This window comes from Streptomyces sp. NPDC102514 (assembly GCF_055584525.1).
Genome location: NZ_JBVJLW010000005.1, coordinates 100,175 through 116,769, shown reverse-complemented (window position 1 = coordinate 116,769; position 16,595 = coordinate 100,175). Strand labels below are relative to the sequence as shown.

The 16,595-nt window shown below is 70.4% G+C and carries 15 protein-coding genes; 10 read left to right on the top strand and 5 right to left on the bottom strand.

Going from position 1 to position 16,595, the window contains the following annotated elements:
* The first annotated feature begins 112 nt into the window (after positions 1 to 112).
* Together ACZ60E_RS14990 and ACZ60E_RS14985 are read left to right on the top strand one after the other, a co-directional pair.
* On the top strand, positions 113 to 1,570 hold the full coding sequence (locus ACZ60E_RS14990) for an NCS2 family permease (protein WP_384799634.1): 1,458 nt from the start codon (positions 113 to 115) through the stop codon (positions 1,568 to 1,570).
* Between the two features lie 414 nt (positions 1,571 to 1,984).
* Positions 1,985 to 3,148: an XdhC family protein gene (locus ACZ60E_RS14985; protein ID WP_469440666.1), complete on the top strand. Its 1,164-nt coding sequence runs from the start codon at positions 1,985 to 1,987 to the stop codon at positions 3,146 to 3,148.
* Positions 3,149 to 3,183: 35 nt separating this feature from the next.
* On the opposite strand, the gene ACZ60E_RS14980 is transcribed toward ACZ60E_RS14985, so the two are convergent.
* The gene (locus ACZ60E_RS14980) at positions 3,184 to 3,843 is read right to left on the bottom strand and encodes a TOPRIM nucleotidyl transferase/hydrolase domain-containing protein (protein ID WP_469440665.1); all 660 of its coding nucleotides are present in this window, start codon (positions 3,841 to 3,843) and stop codon (positions 3,184 to 3,186) included.
* A 145-nt stretch (positions 3,844 to 3,988) separates the two neighbouring features.
* Positions 3,989 to 5,083, bottom strand: a complete 1,095-nt coding sequence (locus ACZ60E_RS14975) for a saccharopine dehydrogenase NADP-binding domain-containing protein (RefSeq protein WP_469440663.1) — start codon at positions 5,081 to 5,083, stop codon at positions 3,989 to 3,991.
* Positions 5,084 to 5,173: 90 nt separating this feature from the next.
* Between ACZ60E_RS14975 and ACZ60E_RS14970 the strand changes: the two genes are divergently transcribed.
* Positions 5,174 to 5,773, top strand: coding sequence for a TetR/AcrR family transcriptional regulator (locus ACZ60E_RS14970; protein WP_384799622.1), 600 nt, complete (start codon positions 5,174 to 5,176; stop codon positions 5,771 to 5,773).
* Positions 5,774 to 5,962: 189 nt separating this feature from the next.
* Here ACZ60E_RS14970 and ACZ60E_RS14965 read toward each other — a convergent pair whose 3' ends face one another.
* Positions 5,963 to 6,403 (bottom strand): SRPBCC family protein, encoded by a 441-nt coding sequence (locus ACZ60E_RS14965; RefSeq protein WP_469440659.1) that lies wholly within the window; start codon positions 6,401 to 6,403, stop codon positions 5,963 to 5,965.
* Between the two features lie 52 nt (positions 6,404 to 6,455).
* A complete protein-coding gene (locus ACZ60E_RS14960; RefSeq protein WP_469440656.1) occupies positions 6,456 to 7,895 on the bottom strand; it encodes a Gfo/Idh/MocA family protein in 1,440 nt (479 codons plus the stop codon).
* A gap of 67 nt (positions 7,896 to 7,962) precedes the next feature.
* On the opposite strand from ACZ60E_RS14960, the gene ACZ60E_RS14955 reads away from it, so the two are divergent.
* The 6 genes from ACZ60E_RS14955 (at position 7,963) to ACZ60E_RS14930 (ending at position 13,551) form a co-directional block, all read left to right on the top strand.
* Positions 7,963 to 9,264 carry an ABC transporter substrate-binding protein gene (locus ACZ60E_RS14955; protein ID WP_469440653.1) on the top strand — a complete coding sequence of 434 codons (1,302 nt, stop codon included), beginning with the start codon at positions 7,963 to 7,965 and terminating at the stop codon, positions 9,262 to 9,264.
* Positions 9,261 to 10,202: a carbohydrate ABC transporter permease gene (locus ACZ60E_RS14950; protein WP_469440650.1), complete on the top strand. Its 942-nt coding sequence runs from the start codon at positions 9,261 to 9,263 to the stop codon at positions 10,200 to 10,202. The genes ACZ60E_RS14955 and ACZ60E_RS14950 overlap by 4 nt, the downstream gene beginning before the upstream one ends.
* A complete protein-coding gene (locus ACZ60E_RS14945) occupies positions 10,199 to 11,092 on the top strand; it encodes a carbohydrate ABC transporter permease (protein ID WP_469440647.1) in 894 nt (297 codons plus the stop codon). Before ACZ60E_RS14950 ends, ACZ60E_RS14945 begins: the two co-directional genes overlap by 4 nt.
* Positions 11,089 to 11,712, top strand: coding sequence for a hypothetical protein (locus ACZ60E_RS14940; protein WP_469440644.1), 624 nt, complete (start codon positions 11,089 to 11,091; stop codon positions 11,710 to 11,712). Before ACZ60E_RS14945 ends, ACZ60E_RS14940 begins: the two co-directional genes overlap by 4 nt.
* A 171-nt stretch (positions 11,713 to 11,883) precedes the next feature.
* The gene (locus tag ACZ60E_RS14935; RefSeq protein ID WP_469440642.1) at positions 11,884 to 12,657 is read left to right on the top strand and encodes a hypothetical protein; all 774 of its coding nucleotides are present in this window, start codon (positions 11,884 to 11,886) and stop codon (positions 12,655 to 12,657) included.
* 276 nt (positions 12,658 to 12,933) lie between these two features.
* Positions 12,934 to 13,551: a sigma-70 family RNA polymerase sigma factor gene (locus ACZ60E_RS14930; RefSeq protein WP_469441189.1), complete on the top strand. Its 618-nt coding sequence runs from the start codon at positions 12,934 to 12,936 to the stop codon at positions 13,549 to 13,551.
* 70 nt (positions 13,552 to 13,621) lie between these two features.
* Here ACZ60E_RS14930 and ACZ60E_RS14925 read toward each other — a convergent pair whose 3' ends face one another.
* Complete coding sequence (locus ACZ60E_RS14925; protein ID WP_469440640.1) at positions 13,622 to 15,061, bottom strand: COG1470 family protein; 1,440 nt, start codon at positions 15,059 to 15,061, stop codon at positions 13,622 to 13,624.
* 661 nt (positions 15,062 to 15,722) lie between these two features.
* On the opposite strand from ACZ60E_RS14925, the gene ACZ60E_RS14920 reads away from it, so the two are divergent.
* Positions 15,723 to 16,400 carry a hypothetical protein gene (locus ACZ60E_RS14920; protein WP_469440637.1) on the top strand — a complete coding sequence of 226 codons (678 nt, stop codon included), beginning with the start codon at positions 15,723 to 15,725 and terminating at the stop codon, positions 16,398 to 16,400.
* Positions 16,401 to 16,595 lie beyond the last annotated feature (195 nt).

Genomic DNA, 16,595 nt, shown 5'->3' with positions numbered 1-16,595 from the left:
GTACAGCACCGCGTCTCGTCTCGGGCCGTCCCCCGGGTCGTGCACCTTCCCAAAACCCGCGCAAGCAGAAAGCACGGCGCGGGTGCCCCTATGAACCTTGGGAGAAGGCACCATGACCCAGCAGTCACTGGAGCCCAGGACCACCGCCGACGACGCGGGTGAGGGAACCCGCGTCCCGGCCGGCCGGTCCTGGCTCGACCGCTACTTCCACATTTCCCTGCGGGGAAGCACGGTCGCGCGTGAGATGCGCGGCGGCGTCACGACCTTCATGGCGATGGCGTACATCCTCCTCCTCAACCCCCTGATCCTGTCCGGCAAGGACGTGGCGGGGGACACGCTCGGCCGGCAGGCCCTGATCACCGCGACGGCGTTCGCCGCGGCGTTCACCACGCTGCTGATGGGCTTCTTCGGCAAGGTGCCGCTGGCCCTGGCCGCCGGACTGTCCGTCTCCGGTGTTCTCTCCTCGCAGGTCGCGCCCCAGATGACCTGGCCGCAGGCCATGGGCATGTGCGTGATGTACGGCGTGGTGATCATGCTGCTCGTGGTCACCGGACTACGCGAGATGATCATGAACGCGATCCCGCTGGCGCTGAAACACGCGATCACCATGGGCATCGGGCTGTTCATCGCGCTCATCGGCCTGGTGAAGGCGGGCTTCGTCCACCAGGGCAAGGCCACCCCGGTCTCGCTCGGCGCGACGGGCGAACTGGCCGGCTGGCCGGTGCTGTTGTTCGCCGTCACGCTGCTCGCCATCTTCATGCTCCAGGCGCGCGGCGTCCCCGGCGCGATCCTGATCGGCATAGTCGGCGGAACCGTACTCGCCGTGGTCCTCAACGCCCTCGACGTGATCGACCCGAAGCAGTGGGCCAGCGGGGCGCCCGAACTGCACGGCAGCGCGGTGTCGATGCCCGACTTCTCGATCTTCGGTGACGTCGAGTTCGGCGGCTGGGGCGAGGTCGGTGCGATGACGGTCGGCATGATCGTGTTCACGCTCGTCCTCGCGGGGTTCTTCGACGCGATGGCCACCATCATCGGCGTCGGCACCGAGGCGGGCCTCGCCGACGACAAGGGCCGGATGCCGGGCCTGTCCAAGGCGCTGTTCATCGACGGGGCGGGCGGGGCGATCGGAGGGGTCGCGGGCGCCTCCGGGCAGACGGTGTTCGTGGAGTCGGCCACGGGGGTCGGCGAGGGTGCCCGAACGGGGCTGTCCTCGGTCATCACGGGCCTGTTCTTCGCAGCGTGTCTCTTCTTCACCCCGCTGACGGCGATCGTCCCCGGTGAGGTCGCGGCGGCGGCCCTGGTCGTCATCGGCGCGATGATGATGATGAACGCCCGCCATGTGGACTGGGCCGACCGCGCGACCGCGATCCCGGTCTTCCTGACCGTCGTGATCATGCCGTTCACGTACTCCATCACGGCGGGGGTCGCGGCCGGGGTCATCAGTTACGTCGCCATCAAGATCGCGCAGGGCAGGGCGCGCGAGGTGGGCGCCTTCATGTGGGGCTTGACGGCGATCTTCCTGATCTTCTTCGCCCTGAGCCCCATAGAAAGCTGGATGGGCATCCACTAGACGCTCCGCCGGGTGCGCCGGTGATTGAACCTGCGGCCCGGTGGGGGCTGAGCGCGCAGTTCCCCGCGCCCCTAAAGCCCAAAAGCCGGGGCACACCCCCACCCCGTAAGGGGCGCGAGGAATGGCGCGCCCAGCGACAACGCACCGAGCTTTAAGGGGCGCGGGGAACGGCGCGCCCAGCCACGACGCACCCGCAGCCGACGACGAGCCCCGCCCCCCCCAAGGGGCGCGGGGAACGGCGCGCCCGGCCACGACGTACCGGCAGCTGACGACGAGCCCCGCCCCCGAAGGGGCGCGGGGAACGGCGCGCCCGGCCACGACGCACCGGCAGCCGACGACGAGCCCCGCCCCCAAGGGGAGCTGTGAACGGCGCGGCCAGCGACAACGCACCCGCAGGGAAAAGGAGACCGGGACATGCTGGACATTGCCGAAGACCTGCAGCGGTGGGCCGCGGAAGGCCGCGACTTCGCCGTGGCCACCGTCGTCGCCGTAGGCGGAAGCGCACCGAGACACCCCGGCGCCGCCCTCGCCGTGGACGCCGCCGGCACGGCAATCGGCTCGGTCTCCGGCGGCTGCGTGGAGGGAGCCGTCTACGACCTGTGCCAACAGGCACTGCACGACGGGCAGCCCGTCCTCGAACGCTTCGGGTACAGCGACGAGGACGCCTTCGCCGTAGGCCTGACCTGCGGCGGCATCATCGACATCCTGGTGACCCCGGTGCACACCTCCTCACCCCTCCGCGAGGTGCTCGCCTCGGCCCTCACCGCAGCCGCCGACGGAAACGCGGCGGCACTCGCCCGCATCGTCTCCGGCCCGGCGGAACTACGGGGCCGCGCCCTCCTCGTACGCCCAGACGCCCTGTACGAGGGCGGCTTCGGCGCGCACCCCGAACTGGACCGCACCGTGGCGCAGGAGGCGCGTGCCTTCCTGGACGCGGGCCGCACCGGCACCCTGGAGATCGGCGAGCAGGGCTCCCGCTGCGGAGCGCCGCTCACCGTGCTCATCGAGTCGTCGGTCCCGCCGCCCCGGATGATCGTCTTCGGGGCGATCGACTTCGCCGCGGCCCTGGTCCGTATCGGCAAGTTCCTCAACCACCGCGTGACGGTCTGCGACGCGCGCCCCGTCTTCGCGACGGCCGCACGCTTCCCGGAGGCGGACGAGATCGTCGTGGAGTGGCCGCACACCTACCTGGAACGCACGGAGGTCGACGCGCGCACGGTCCTGTGCGTCCTGACCCACGACGCCAAGTTCGACGTACCGCTCCTCGCGCTCGCGCTGCGGCTGCCGGTCGCGTACGTGGGGGCGATGGGTTCCCGCCGCACCCACCTCGACCGCAACGAACGGCTCCGTGAAGTGGGTTTGTCGGAGCGGGAGTTGGCCCGGCTGCGGTCGCCCATCGGCCTCGACCTCGGCGCCCGTACGCCCGAGGAGACCGCCCTGTCCATCGCCTCGGAGATCGTCGCGAACCGGCGGGGCGGGAGCGGGGTGTCGCTCACCGGCGCACACACGCCGATCCACCACGACGCGTCGCAGATGCCCGTGCCCACGCCGATGCGGCGAGTCGGGGCGGTGGCCTGACACTCCGGCCGACGCGGTGTGTCGGACGTGGGCGATCAGACGTGGGCGAGCAGCCGTTCCAGCGGGGGCGGCGTCCGGTCGAGGTCCAGGCTCGCGACGAGTTCCTGCGCGTACTGGGCCTTGCGGCCGGCATGCGTACCCATGAAGCGGTGGAGATGCTGCTCCACGGTCCATCCCCGCTGCGCGGGCTGGTTCTGGAGGGTGCGGAACGCGCGCAACTCGCCCTGTTCCTCCACCACTTGCTGGATGACGTCGGCGCCCAGGGAGCGGATGAACTCGTCCTCCAGGTCCGCGTGGCACAGGAAGAACCCGAGCGACTCCAGCCCGTCGGTCGTCAGGCCGGAGCCGATCCCGGCCCGTTCGAGGGCCCGCCGGAAGAACCTCTCCTCGGCCACGTCACACAGTCCGGCGAGCCGCACGTCGAGTCCCTGCGGCCCGCACAGGTCCACGAACCTGCCGACGCTCATGGCGCCCCCGAGCGGCACCACCGAGACGCCCTCCTCGTCGAGGTCCCGGCCGAGCCGGGCGGCCAGCGCCTCGACGGCGACCTGGTCGCTGCCCCCCTCGACGAGCACGACGGTACGCAGCCCGGCGCCGGCCGCCGCCTCCCGCGCGCTCGTGCCCGCTTCCGCCGCCCCCGCGCCGCCGGCCGCCCATTGGACGACTGCCTGACGGAACCGCCCCATGTCGTTCATGGGTCCCAGTCTCGCAACTCCGGGCGGACTCGTTCCACAGACTTTCGCCGAGGCGTACCGCGGGAGTCCCGGGGGCGGCCCGCGGGGAACACGCGTAGGGCAACGCACGCAGGGGAGGGGCGTCGGGGAGGGGCCCCGGTGACCGTCAGCCGGGCAGGGTGAGGGCGAAGGTGCCCGACTCGGCGAGCGCGCGCAGGAACTCGGGCGCCGCGAAGGCTTCCGCGGGGGCCAGCACGCCCGTCTTCGCCGGTCCCTCCCCGCCCGCCAGCCGCAGCGCGGCCTCGACCGAGACGACAGCCCCGGCCCGCCAGATGTCCCTGCCCCGGACATGGGCGTTGCGCCCGCCACCGGCGGCCCCGGTGACCTGGACCGCGACGGTGAACTCGGTCTTCGCGCGCTCCTGCGGACTCACGTCCACGCTGCTGAAGATCTGCTCCTCCTCGAAGGTGGAGGCGGTCAGCTGGACCTCCACGGCCCGGGCCGGAACATGGCGCGGGACCGTGACGACCTCGCCCGAGGGGAAGGGCGCGATCGTCGTACGGGGTCCGACGGGCGGCGGGAACGGGAAGACCGCGTTGCGGATCTCCACGGGTCCCACCCGCTGTGCCCCGTCCGTGAAACCGATGCGGTCGATCTCACCGATCAGCAGGTTGGCGGTGTTCACGGCGCCCTGGGTCATGCGCCAGCCCGTGACCGCGTAACCGACGGTCACCTTGTCCACGTCGGGCAGTCCCGCCGCTGCCGCCGCGGCCAGCAGATCGCCCAGTCCGCCGTAGAAGCTCATCTGCGGGACGAGGACCGCTCCGGTGCGCTGGGCGGTGGCCTGGAGGGAGTCGAAGAGGTACTTCACATGGTGCGGCTCGATCGCGTGGTCCACGTACGCGGTGCCGGTCTCCGCCGCGGCGGTGGCGACGGGTTCCCCGGTGGTGGTGAACGGCCCCGCGCAGTGGATGATCACGTCGGCGGTCTCGGCGAGCGCGCGCAGGGCGGGGCGGTCGTCGAGGGGTGCGTGCCGGACGCGTACGAGATCCGGGGCCGCGAGTTCGGCGGCGACCGCGTGCAGGGCCCGCTCGTCGCGTCCGGCGAGGATCACGTGCTGCTGCCGGGCGAGGAGTTCGGCGGTGACGACCCTTCCGGTGTGCCCGGTGGCGCCGTAGACCGCGAAGAGGGGTGCCTTTCGTGCCGTTGCGCGGGTCGTCGTGGATGACGTCGTCGGTTCCGGTGTTGCCTGTGCCGTCATGGCGAGGCTCACTTCCATACCGAGGGTATGTAATCGGATCGGCTAAGTTACGTACCCTCGGTATGTCTGTCAAGGGAGTTGATGAGCCGGATGGTCCGACGGACCCAGGCCGAACGATCCGGCGCGACCACCTCCCAACTGGTCGACGCGGCGACGGAGTTGTTCGGCAGCCACGGTTTCGCGGGTGCGCCCCTCGACGCCGTCGCGGCCAAGGCGGGGGTCACCAAAGGGGCCGCGTACCACCACTTCCCGGGCGGCAAGACGGCCCTGTTCCACGCCGTCTTCGTACGCCATCAGGAGTTGCTGGCGGAAGCGCTGTTCCGGGCCGGAGCCGCCGCGCCCGACCCGCGTGCGGCGCTCCGTGCGGGCGCCCGGACGTTTCTCGAACACTGCCTCGACCCGGGCTTCCAGCGTGTCGTCCTCCTCGACGCCCCGTCCGTCCTCGGCTGGGAGACGGTGCGCGAGATCGAGTACGAGCACGCTCTGCGCGTCCTGCGCGAGGCCATGGAGCACGCGGTACGCGAGGCCGGCGGCACACCCGACGCGGCCCTGACGGCCCGCTGCCAGCTCGTCTTCGGAGCCCTGTGCGAGGGAGGCATGCTCCTCGCCCGCGCGACGGACCCGGAGACGATGCTGGAGGTGGTGGTGGCGGAGGCGCTGAGACTCCTGGGCGACGAGACCCCCGCGTGACAGGTCGCGACTGGTCACGACACATGTCAGGTCACGACGCATGACAGGTCACGACGCATGGCAGGTCACGACGCATGGCAGGTCAAGCCACATGACAGGTCACGACGCATGGCCGGCCAAGACACACGACGGGCCAAGACACATGGCAGGGCAACACACATGACAGGCAGCGGCTGACGGGCTCAGCCCTCAGGGGTGTGACAGCAGCTGGTCCACCGCCCGTCCGAACATCCACCGGCCCGCCCGCCCCAGTACGGGGTCGAGGGCGCGAGGCACCCCTCGCACCCCCAAGTCCTCCCGCCACCGCACCTGCGAGCCGCCGCCCGCCGTCGGCCGTACCTCGATCTCGGCCCACCCGACGACGAGCCGGCCGCGCTTGACGAGCCGGCACAGTCCGGGTGTGCGATCCAGGGGTGGCCGCCAGACGACGACCTCCATACGGTCGTCGAACGCCACCGGCCCCACCCCGGTACGTGCCACGAACACCGTGCCCGCCCCACGCGGCGGCAGCGTGACGACCCGGACCCGCGTCAACGGCACCACATCGGCATGCCGCTCCCACAGGGTGAGCCGCCGCCATGCCTCGTCGGCGTCCAACATGGTGTCCCGACACACAAGAAAGAGAGCCATCCCTGGATCGTAAGCACACAGCTGCGACAAACACGCCGTTGTCGCAGCCGCCTCAGACGTCCAGCAGATCCCGCACCCGGACCGGCACCCCCGTCACGAACGACTCGTTCGCCGCGAGCCCCGTCACCAGCGACTTCGCCCCGTCGCGCGCGTCCGCCGCCCGGCCCAGCGGGTCCGGGGCGGTGCGGTGGGGGCCGAACAGGTCCTGGAGCATCCGTACGTCTCCGCCGCCGTGGCCGCCCTCACCGGTCGGCACCTTCACCTCGCGCGGCCGTTCCCAGTGCCGGCGCAGCAGCAGTTCGGTGCGGCCTGCCTCGTCGCCCACGTCCGCGCCGTGCAGGACCGCGCTCGCGCCCTCGGCCCGTACGCCGGTGTGCCCCTCGGAGCCCTCGTCGGTACGAGTCCCGGGGCGCGACCACGTCGACTCCTCGACGAGCAGTTCGAGCCGGCCCTCGCTGCCGTTGAACGCGACGCGGTAGCCCTCCCAGGGGGCGTACGCCGTGAGGTGGTAGGTCAGGGACGCCCCGGACGCGTACCGCACGAGGACCGCCATGTCGTCCTCGATGGTCACGCCGGGCCCGAACACGTTCTGGTCGCGGTGGTAGCCGTCCTCGCCCTCGGCGTCCAGGTACAGCGCGCCGAGCACGGGCGAGTCCGCCAGGTGCACGGCGAAGGTGTCGCCCTGAGCGGCGGGGGAGCCGTGCGCGCGGGTGTAGGGCCGGGCCAGACCGCGTCGCCCGCCCGCCTCGTCGCCGTAGAAGAAGAGGCCGCCCTGGGCGAAGACGGTCTCCGGTTCGGTGCCGAGCCACCAGTTCACCAGGTCGAAGTGGTGCGTCGACTTGTGGACCATCAGGCCGCCGGAATCGGCCTTGTTGCGGTGCCAGCGCCGGAAGTAGTCCGCGCCGTGCCGCAGATCGAGCAGCCACTCGAAGTGCACCGAGCCGACCTCGCCGATCTCCCCGGCCGCGATGAGTTCCCGTACGGCCGAATGCACCGGGTTGTAGCGGTAGTTGAAGGCGACCCGCACCTCGCGGCCGGAGCGCTGCCGGGCCGCGAGGATGCGGCGCGCGCGGTCGGCGTCCGTCGTCATCGGCTTCTCGGTGACCACGTCGCAGCCCGCGTCCAGGGCGCGCACGATGTAGTCGTCGTGGGTCCGGTCGACGCTGCACACCACCACGAGGTCCACCCGCTCGCGCCGCAGCATCAGGTCGAAGTCCTCGGCCGCGTACGCCGGTACGGGCTCGCGGCCGGGATGGTCGGCCGTGAGCCAGCCGTTGTGGACCGCCATCCGGTGCGCGTTGACGTCGCAGAATCCGACGAGGTCGACGCGGTCCGCGTACGGTCCGGCCAGCGCCTGGGTGAACAGCCGGGCGCGGGCGCCCAGGCCCACCACGGCACAGCGGCGACGCGAAGCGGAATCCGTCCGGGCCGCCCCGTACGGGTCCGTGTGAGGGTCCGCGTAAGGGTCCGTGCAGGGGGCTTGTTCTGACATCAGGACCATCCCTAGGGTCGTCGGGCAGGGGGTGGAAGCGCTTTCTGACGAATGAGGTGACCCACTCATGCCCGGAAACAGGACAAGGAAGTCCTGGCGGCCGCGCATCGCGGCGGCCACGGTGCTGCTGGTGTCCTGCTCGCTCCTCACCGGCTGCTCGGGGCCGGACGGGGCGGGCGGCGACGGCGGCAGGGTGGTCCTGCGCTACACCTGGTGGGGCAACCCGGACCGGGCGGCCAGAACCCAGGAGGCCGTCGACCTCTTCGAGAGGAAGCACCCGGAGATCGAGGTGCAGACGTCGTTCTCCGGCTACGACGCCTACAAGCAGAAGCTCGCCACCCAGGCGGCGGGCGGCGACGCCCCCGACGCCATGCAGCTCGACTACCGCATGATCGACCAGTACGCCTCCGGAGGCGTCCTGCTGGACTTCGCCGAGCAGCGCTCCGTGCTGGACACCGGCGAGTTCGACGCGGGCCTCCTCGCCACCGGGAAGGTGGACGGCAAGCAGTACGCGATCCCGCAGGCCCGCGGCACGGAGACCGTGGTGTACGACACCGCGCAGTGGAAGAAGTCCGGGGTCGCCCTGCCGCGCGAGGGCTGGACCTGGAGCGAATGGGCCGACGCCATGCGGGAGTTGGCCGAACGGACCGGCAGGCCCGGCGCCACCGACCCCGGGCAGAGCGAGGACGCCTTCGAGGTCTGGCTGCGCGGCCGGGGCAAGAGCCTCTACACCGAGGACCGCCGGCTCGGCTTCACCGTCGACGACCTGACCCGCTGGTGGACCTTCGCCGACAAGCTCCGCAGGGAGGGCGCCGTCTCGCCCGCCGAGCAGACCACCCAGCTCGACGGCACGGTCGAGAACACCCCGCTCGGGCGCGGCAGGGCGATCTCCGACAGCAACTGGGACGCGCCCTCCAGCGGGTTCGTCGCGCTCGTGCCCGACGGGGTCACCCTCGCGCCGATGCCGTCCGGCGAGGACGGCACCCCGGGCCAGTACTTCAAGCCCTCGATGTTCATGGGCGTCGCCGCCGACACGGGCCATCCGAAGGAGTCCGTGCAACTCGTCGACTTCATGCTGAACGACCCGGACGCCGCGAAGATCCTCGGCGCCACCCGCGGCATCCCCGTCAACGAGTCGCTCCGCGAGTCGATCGCCCCCGGCCTCAAGGACTTCGACAAGACGGTCTTCGACTACCAGGCGTCCCTGGAAGGAGACCTCGAAGCCCCTCCCCAGGCCCCGCCCTCGGGGGACAGCGCGCTGCAGACCACCTTCCAGCGGGACTACGACCAGGTGTCGTACGAGCGGATGTCGCCCCGCGAGGCGGCCGAGGACTACGTCACCGAGGCGAAGGCGGAGCTGAGGTCATGACCACCACCACCGACACGCCCGCGACCGCCCCCGCCGAGAAGGCCGTTCCCGCGAAGCGGCCCGGCGGACGTCGACGCGAGGGCGCAGCCTGGGTGTTCCTCTCCCCATGGGTGCTCGGCGCCGCCGTGCTGACCCTGCTGCCGATGGTCGTATCGCTCTATCTCTCCTTCACCGACTACGACTTGTTCAACCCGCCCCACTGGGTGGGCCTGCGCAACTACACGCAGATGTTCACCGAGGACCCGCGCTACTGGCGCTCGGTCGGCGCGACCCTCACCTACGTCGTCATCGCCGTGCCCCTCCAGCTCGGCCTCGCCCTCGTCGTCGCGCTCGGCCTCAAGTCCATGCGACGCGGCCGGGGTTTCTACCGCTCGGCGTTCTACGCCCCCTCCCTGCTCGGCGCCTCCATGTCCATCGCCCTCGTGTGGCGGGCGCTGTTCAACGACGGCGGCACGGTCGACAACCTGCTCGGCACCGGCGGCTGGGTCAACCGGCCCGGCTGGGCGCTGTTCGCCGTCGCCCTGCTGACGGTGTGGCAGTTCGGCGCCCCCATGGTCATCTTCCTCGCCGGACTCCAGCAGATCCCCACCGAGTTGTACGAGGCGGCGTCCGTGGACGGGGCGAGCAGGTGGCGGCAGTTCCTGTCCATCACCGTGCCCATGCTCTCCCCGGTGATCTTCTTCAACCTGGTGCTCCAGACCATCCAGGCCTTCCAGGTCTTCACCCCCGCCTTCGCGGTGAGCGGCGGCAAGGGCGGCCCCGCCGACTCGACGCTCTTCTACACCCTCTACCTCTACGACCGCGGCTTCGTCGCCTCCCACATGGGCTACGCCTCCGCGATGGCCTGGGTCCTGCTGATCGTCATCGGCGCCGTCACGGCGGTGCTGTTCCGCACGTCCCGCACCTGGGTCTTCTACGCGTCCGAGGGGGACCGATGACCACCTCGACCACCAGCACGGCCTCCACAGCCCCTACGGCCTCACCTGTACGCAGGCCGGTCGCCCGGCGCCGCGTCGCCCTGCACCTCGGCGCCCTCGCCGCGCTCCTCGTCATGCTGTACCCGCTGGCCTGGCTGCTCGCGACCTCGCTCAAGCCCGCCGACGAGGTGATCGCCAGCCTCGACCTGCTGCCCGGCAGCCTGGAGTGGTCCAACTACTCGACCGCCCTCGACGGGGTGAACGACGTCTCCGTGTGGCGGCTGCTCGGCAACTCGCTGCTCATCGCGGGCGGCGCGGTCGTCGGCAACGTACTCAGCTGCTCCCTGGCCGCGTACGCCTTCGCGCGGCTGCGGTTCCGCTTCCGCGGGCCGCTGTTCGCCTTCATGATCGCGACGATCATGCTGCCGCACCACGCCGTGCTGATCCCGCAGTACATCATCTTCAACCAGCTCGGCATGGTGAACACCTACTGGCCGCTGATCCTGCCCAAGTTCCTCGCCACGGAGGCGTTCTTCGTCTTCCTCATCGTGCAGTTCATGCGGGGGCTGCCGCGCGAGCTGGAGGAGGCGGCGCGGATCGACGGCTGCGGGCCGTTCCGCAGCTTCTTCCTCGTCATCCTGCCGCTGACCCGGCCCGCGCTGATCACCACGGCGATCTTCACGTTCATCTGGACGTGGAACGACTTCTTCACCCAGCTGATCTACCTCTTCTCGCCGGAGAAGTTCACGCTCACGCTGGCCCTGCGGTCGTTCGTGGACGCGTCGAGCACCTCGGCCTTCGGCCCGATGTTCGCGATGTCGGTGATCGCCCTGCTGCCGATCGTGCTGTTCTTCCTCGCCTTCCAGCGTTTCCTGGTCGAGGGCATGGCGAACTCCGGGATCAAGGGATGAGCGGGAGCCGAGGGGCGGGCGGCGGGCAGGCCCGGGAGCCGGGTGAGGTCTTCGGGCCGCGCATGACGCTGTTCGCCGACGTGCTGAGCGTGGGCGTGTGCACGGCCCTCGCTTCCCTGCCGGTCGTCACCCTGCCCGCCGCGCTGTCCACGGCGTGCGCGGTCCTGCGCGGCGCCCGCGAGGACCGACCGGCCACGGCGGGCCGGTATCTGACGACCCTGCGACGACGGCTGCGCCCCGGCGACCTCGCGGCCGGAGCACTGGTCCTGGCCGGTGTCCTGCTGCTCTGGGCGGACCTGGCCCTGGCCCGCGCCGGACTGCCCGGCGCCCCGCTGTTCGCCGTCGTCGCCGCGGCGATCGGCGGGTACGCGGCTGTCGTCGGCCTGCGTGCCTGCGGGCGCCCCGAGTCCCTCACCGACTGGCGGGCGGCGGTGGCCGGCGCCGCCCGGGACTCCGTCGGGGACGCGGGCGGCAGCGGCCTCGTCCTGCTCGCCCTCGCGGCGGCGTTGATGTGCGCGTGGATGCTGCTGCCGCTGGCGTTCCTGGCACCGGGTCCCCTGGCGATGGCGCTGACGGCGGTGGACGTACGGATGCCGACGCGGGGGGAGGCCCGCGCGTGAGGGCGGGGCTGCTCATGTGGGGGAGCGGGCGCGGACGTCGGTTCGGACGCGGGTGAAGTTCCGGGCCTGCCATGTGTTCTGGATCACGCGTCGCGTGTTGAGGGTGGGACGGGGGCAATTCCCGTACCTCACCACGACGCACGCGCGACGAATGCGAGGATGAGGCCCGTCATGACTGCTGGGTGGGGTGTGCGCACGGTACGGGCCGCGGTGTTCGCGGTCGTCTGTGTGCTGCTCGCCGCCCTCGGCCACGTGCTGATGTCCGGCGCCCCGGTGGCCTGGTGGACGATGGCCGCCGGGACCGTGGCGACGGGCGGCGCGGGCTGGTGCCTGGCCGACCGGGAGCGCGGACTCCCGCTGATCGTGTCGGTGGTGGTCGTCACCCAGGGCCTGCTCCACTGGTCGTTCTCGCTCGCGGGGTCGGCCGCGGGGGCGGTGGCGTCCGGCCGGGGGACGGGGGCGGCGCACATGTCTTCCATGGACGCCATGGATGCGCTGGGTGCCACGAACATGTCGGCCACCACCATGTCGACCACGGACATGGGGTCCATGTCGTCGATGGGGCACATGGGTTCAGGCCACATGGCCGCGGCGCACATGGGCGCCGGGCACATAGGGGCGGGCCATATGGGCTCGGATGCCATGAGTCAGTCGGCGCACACCATGGACGGAACGTCCTCGCTCGGCATGCTCGCCGCCCACCTGTTGGCCGCGCTGCTGTGCGGTCTGTGGCTGGCGTACGGCGAACGCGCCGCCTTCCGCATCCTGCGCGCGGTGGCCGGACGGCTGGTCGCCCCCCTGCGGCTGCTGCTCGCGCTGCCCACGCCCCCGCACCGCCCGCGCATTCGCGCCCGCCGCGGTTCCTCCGACCGTTCGCCGCGGCGACTCCTTCTCGTCCACGCCATCACTTCTCGGGGTCCGCCCGTGGGCTCCGCTGCCAGTTGAGACAGCCGGATCCCCGAGGCGTCGCCCTGCGCGCCTCGGGCCTCGGCCGTACCTCCGTGTACGGCCGCACCCCCTCGCCGGACCGACGTGCGAGCGCGCCATGGGCGCGCACCACGCGTACGCGCCCGTCGGTCCGGATCACGGATGACCCGAGAAGGACACCTGGTGATCACTCCTGCCCCGCCCGTCCCACACGGCGGAAGCGACAGCGGCGACGCGAGCAACAGAAGCGGCGCGAGCAACAGCGGCGACGCAAGCATCGGAAGTGACAGAAGCATCGGAAGTGACAGAAGCGGCAGTGGTGGTGAGACTGCGGCATCCGTCGACGAGTCGATAACCGCCTGGGCGCTGGCCGCCCGGGGCGGCGACCCGGACGCCGTCGAGCGTTTCGTGCGCGCCCTGCACCGTGACGTCGTGCGCTATGTCGCGTACCTCTCCGCCGACCCCCAGGCCGCCGACGACCTGGCCCAGGACACGTTCCTGCGGGCGCTCGGCAGCCTGCACAGATTCGAGGGCCGCTGCTCGGCCCGTACCTGGCTGCTGGCCATCGCGCGCCGCGCCGTGGTCGACAGCCTCCGGTACGCCGCTGCCCGGCCCCGCCTGTCCGACGTACCGGACTGGCGGCTGGCGGTCGAACGGGCCCAGCCGCGCGGCCTGCCCGGCTTCGACGACGGCGTCGTACTCTTCGATCTGCTGGCCGCGCTGCCGGACGAGCGCCGTGAGGCGTTCGTGCTCACGCAGTTGATGGGGCTGCCCTACGCGGAGGCGGCCGTGCTCAGCGACTGCCCCGTGGGAACGGTCCGCTCCCGGGTGGCCCGCGCCCGAGCCACCCTCATGGACCTGCTCGCCGAACCCGACGCACTCGCCACCACACCCGCAGCCCTGGCTGCTTGACGAAGCTGACGAAGCAGACGGAAGGGGGTGCCGGCAACCGGTGCCGGCACCCCCTCCCGTCCTCGGTGGTTCACACCGTGAGCTTGATCGCTTCGAGCCAGAGGTCGTTGTTGTGGGTGCCGGCGTAGGTGAAGTCGAACCCGGACTTGGGGTCGTCGCATTCCAGGCCGAGCCAGGCGTCGTTGTGGACGTGGGCGGTCTGGCAGACGCTGCTGGCGCCGCCTCCGACGTTGATGGTGAGCCCCAGCATGTTCGGGGCGTCCTTCTTGGTGCTGCCGACGTAGTTGTCGATACCGTCGGCGGCGCCCGACCACGGCTCGGGGAAGTGCCCTTCACCGTTGGTGGAGTCGGGGTTGTGGACGAAGGCGGCGCTGCTGGTGCCCTTGGTTCCGGACACGGCGATGTTGACGGCCTTGAGCGGCGTCTCCTCGCCCACTGTGCCGGCCGTCTCGCCGTCGCACACGGCGTCGGTCCAGCCCTTGCCGGACACGTAGGCCCGGTAGCAGATGTGCCGTCCGGTCGGGTCCTGAGCGGCGAGTTTCTGGACGGCGGTGGCCGCCGTCCGCTCCGGGGCCTTGGTCTCCTTGTCCTCGGAACCGCCGCCCCCGCCCCCGCCTCCGCCCCCGCCTCCGCCCGCCTTCTGCGTCTCGGTCGCGGCCGGGGGCGCCGTGGGGACGGAGGACGGGGCCTTCGGCGCTTCGGGGGTCGGTGAGAGGGAGGGAGCCAGGGTGCTGATGCCGGCTTCCTGGATCTTCTCGGTGGCGGAGCTGCGGACGCTGGGCTTGTAGGCGATCCACAGCATCACGAAGGTGATGGCGAGTGCCATGAAGATGCCGAGGAAGGTGGCGAGCCAGCGCGGCAGGAAGCCTTTCTGGACGTACGTGCCTTCGACGTCCAGCGGGTCCACCCCGGACCGTTGGACGGCCAACGTGTAGGGCCGGGATTCCTTCGACCCGAACCAGATGATCTGGCGTGGCTTGAGCGTCGTCTTCACGAACGCCGCACGCCCCGGCTCGATCTGCACGTTCGACGGATGGATGTCGTACGACAAGTGATCGCCGTTGTCGGTGCCGCCCACCGACGCGGTGAGCTTCGTGTTGCCCAGGTTGTCCACGGCCAGCTTCGGACGGCCCCGGAAGCGGCCCTTCACGGTCGGCGGCACCAACTCCGCCCGCACCTCCGTGAACGGAGTGATCGTCAGATTCCCCTCGGGAACCGTCGTCGCCTCCGGATGCTCCGTCGGCGTGATCCGGACCGCGTACGCATTGGGTCCCGCCGTCGCGTCCGGCGTACGCGGCGGCGCGAACGTCACCTGCACGGAACCGGTCGTCCCCGGATAGAGCCGCAGCACCTGCGGCTCCACCCTCGCCCACGGCGCGAGCGGACCGACCGCCTCGAAGCGGTACTCGTCCACCACGTCACCGGTGTTGCGCAGACGCAGCCGCACCGTCGTACTGCCACCCGGGTCCACGGTCGCGGAGGCGGGTTCCAGAGAAGTCCAAAGGCTCACTCTCGGACGTTAGACGCAACGCGGGTACCGAGTCAGGTAGCGCCGGGGCACGGAGACTGCCCTCGGAGACGCGCCGGACTGCCCCCGCACCGGACTGCTGCGCTCTGACCAGTCACTTCGCGTGCAACTCGTGCATGTGCGTGAAGTTCCTGCCGTAGATGGTGCCGACGAGGGTGGGGGCGAAGAGAACTACGGCCCAAGCCGAAATCTTCCTTGCATTGTTGCGGGCGCCTGTTGACAACATGGGTCGCCGCGAGAACGGAATCCTGATGAGCTTTGGCAGCCCAGAGGAACGCAGCGATCTCATTGGCGGATTGTGCTCTGGCCAGGCCTGGATGGCCGCATGTCGAGCTACGCTCCGACGATCGCGCTCGTTGATGGCTCCCTCGTGCAGGCGCATCAATGCGATGAGAAGCGGAGTAGCCGAAGTCGCCCGGGTAACGGAAGGTCTTATGTGGCGAAAGGCGTAGGTCACTTACGTAGTCGGCGCGAAGCAGCCTCCTGCTGACGCCCGATTAGTGACGTGTACCGCATGGCCGCGGCCGGAAGCGGTCTCTCATTCCCCCAGTGACTTGCTACCTCGTGGCAGTCCCAGCATCGTGGTAGAGCTTGGCGCCCTTCCCGGACGATCCTCCTGAGACGAGAAGATGAGGTGACAAGAATGTCCCTTCGCCTGCCCTGGTCAAAAGGTATCGACGCGGGTATCCCACATGATCGGACTCGGCACGGTGTGCCGCGTGGCCCGGTGGCGTTCGATGGGGATCCGATTGGCCCTGCGAAGGTTCTGGAATTGGTGGAACAGCCGAAGAAACCGTTGCATACCGTCGTCGACCGGGACACTGTCGCGGGCGGCGCACTCCACATCTTCAGCGACCTGGACGATGCCCAACAGCATTGCCTCGCCCGAGCGTCCGCGTCAAAGGCGACTCTGCTTTCGGAACCCACCAAAGGCTCCAGGTCGGTCGCAGCGGCGGCCGCGAGTGGCTGTCGGATCGAGGGAGGTGGATCCAACCCTCTACCCGCCGGGTCGGGAGTTGTCGAGTTCTGGGAACACGAAAACCTCGGTGGCTGTGGATGGCGCGCACTGGACACCACGAGCGGTGTCGCGGATCTCTCCAAGCTGTGGTCCTGCGGCTTTCTCTGGTGGGGATGGAAGAACGCCGCTAACACCATTTCGTCTGTCGACGTGATGACCTCCTATTCGGCCATCACTCTCCAGGTCACACCGTTCCCCGAGGACGGAACGCTCTGGCTTGAGCACCGTGTTCGAGTAGACAACCTCGGTAAACGTGGGTGGAACGACCGAGCGCGGTTCTGGTTCCGATGGTGCTTCGCCTGAGTGCCCAGTGCCCGCGAGGGACTTCTCGACCAGCCGTCGGGGTGTGACCGGTACGCGTGTTCTCCATATCGCCACACCATGGTTCTGTGCAGACACCGATGGTGATAGTAGCGAATCCGCTTTCTTTTCCTTGGATGTATTCGGATCGCTCCATACCCACGCTCAAGGATGGAGCTACTGCTGCGACGGAAGCGG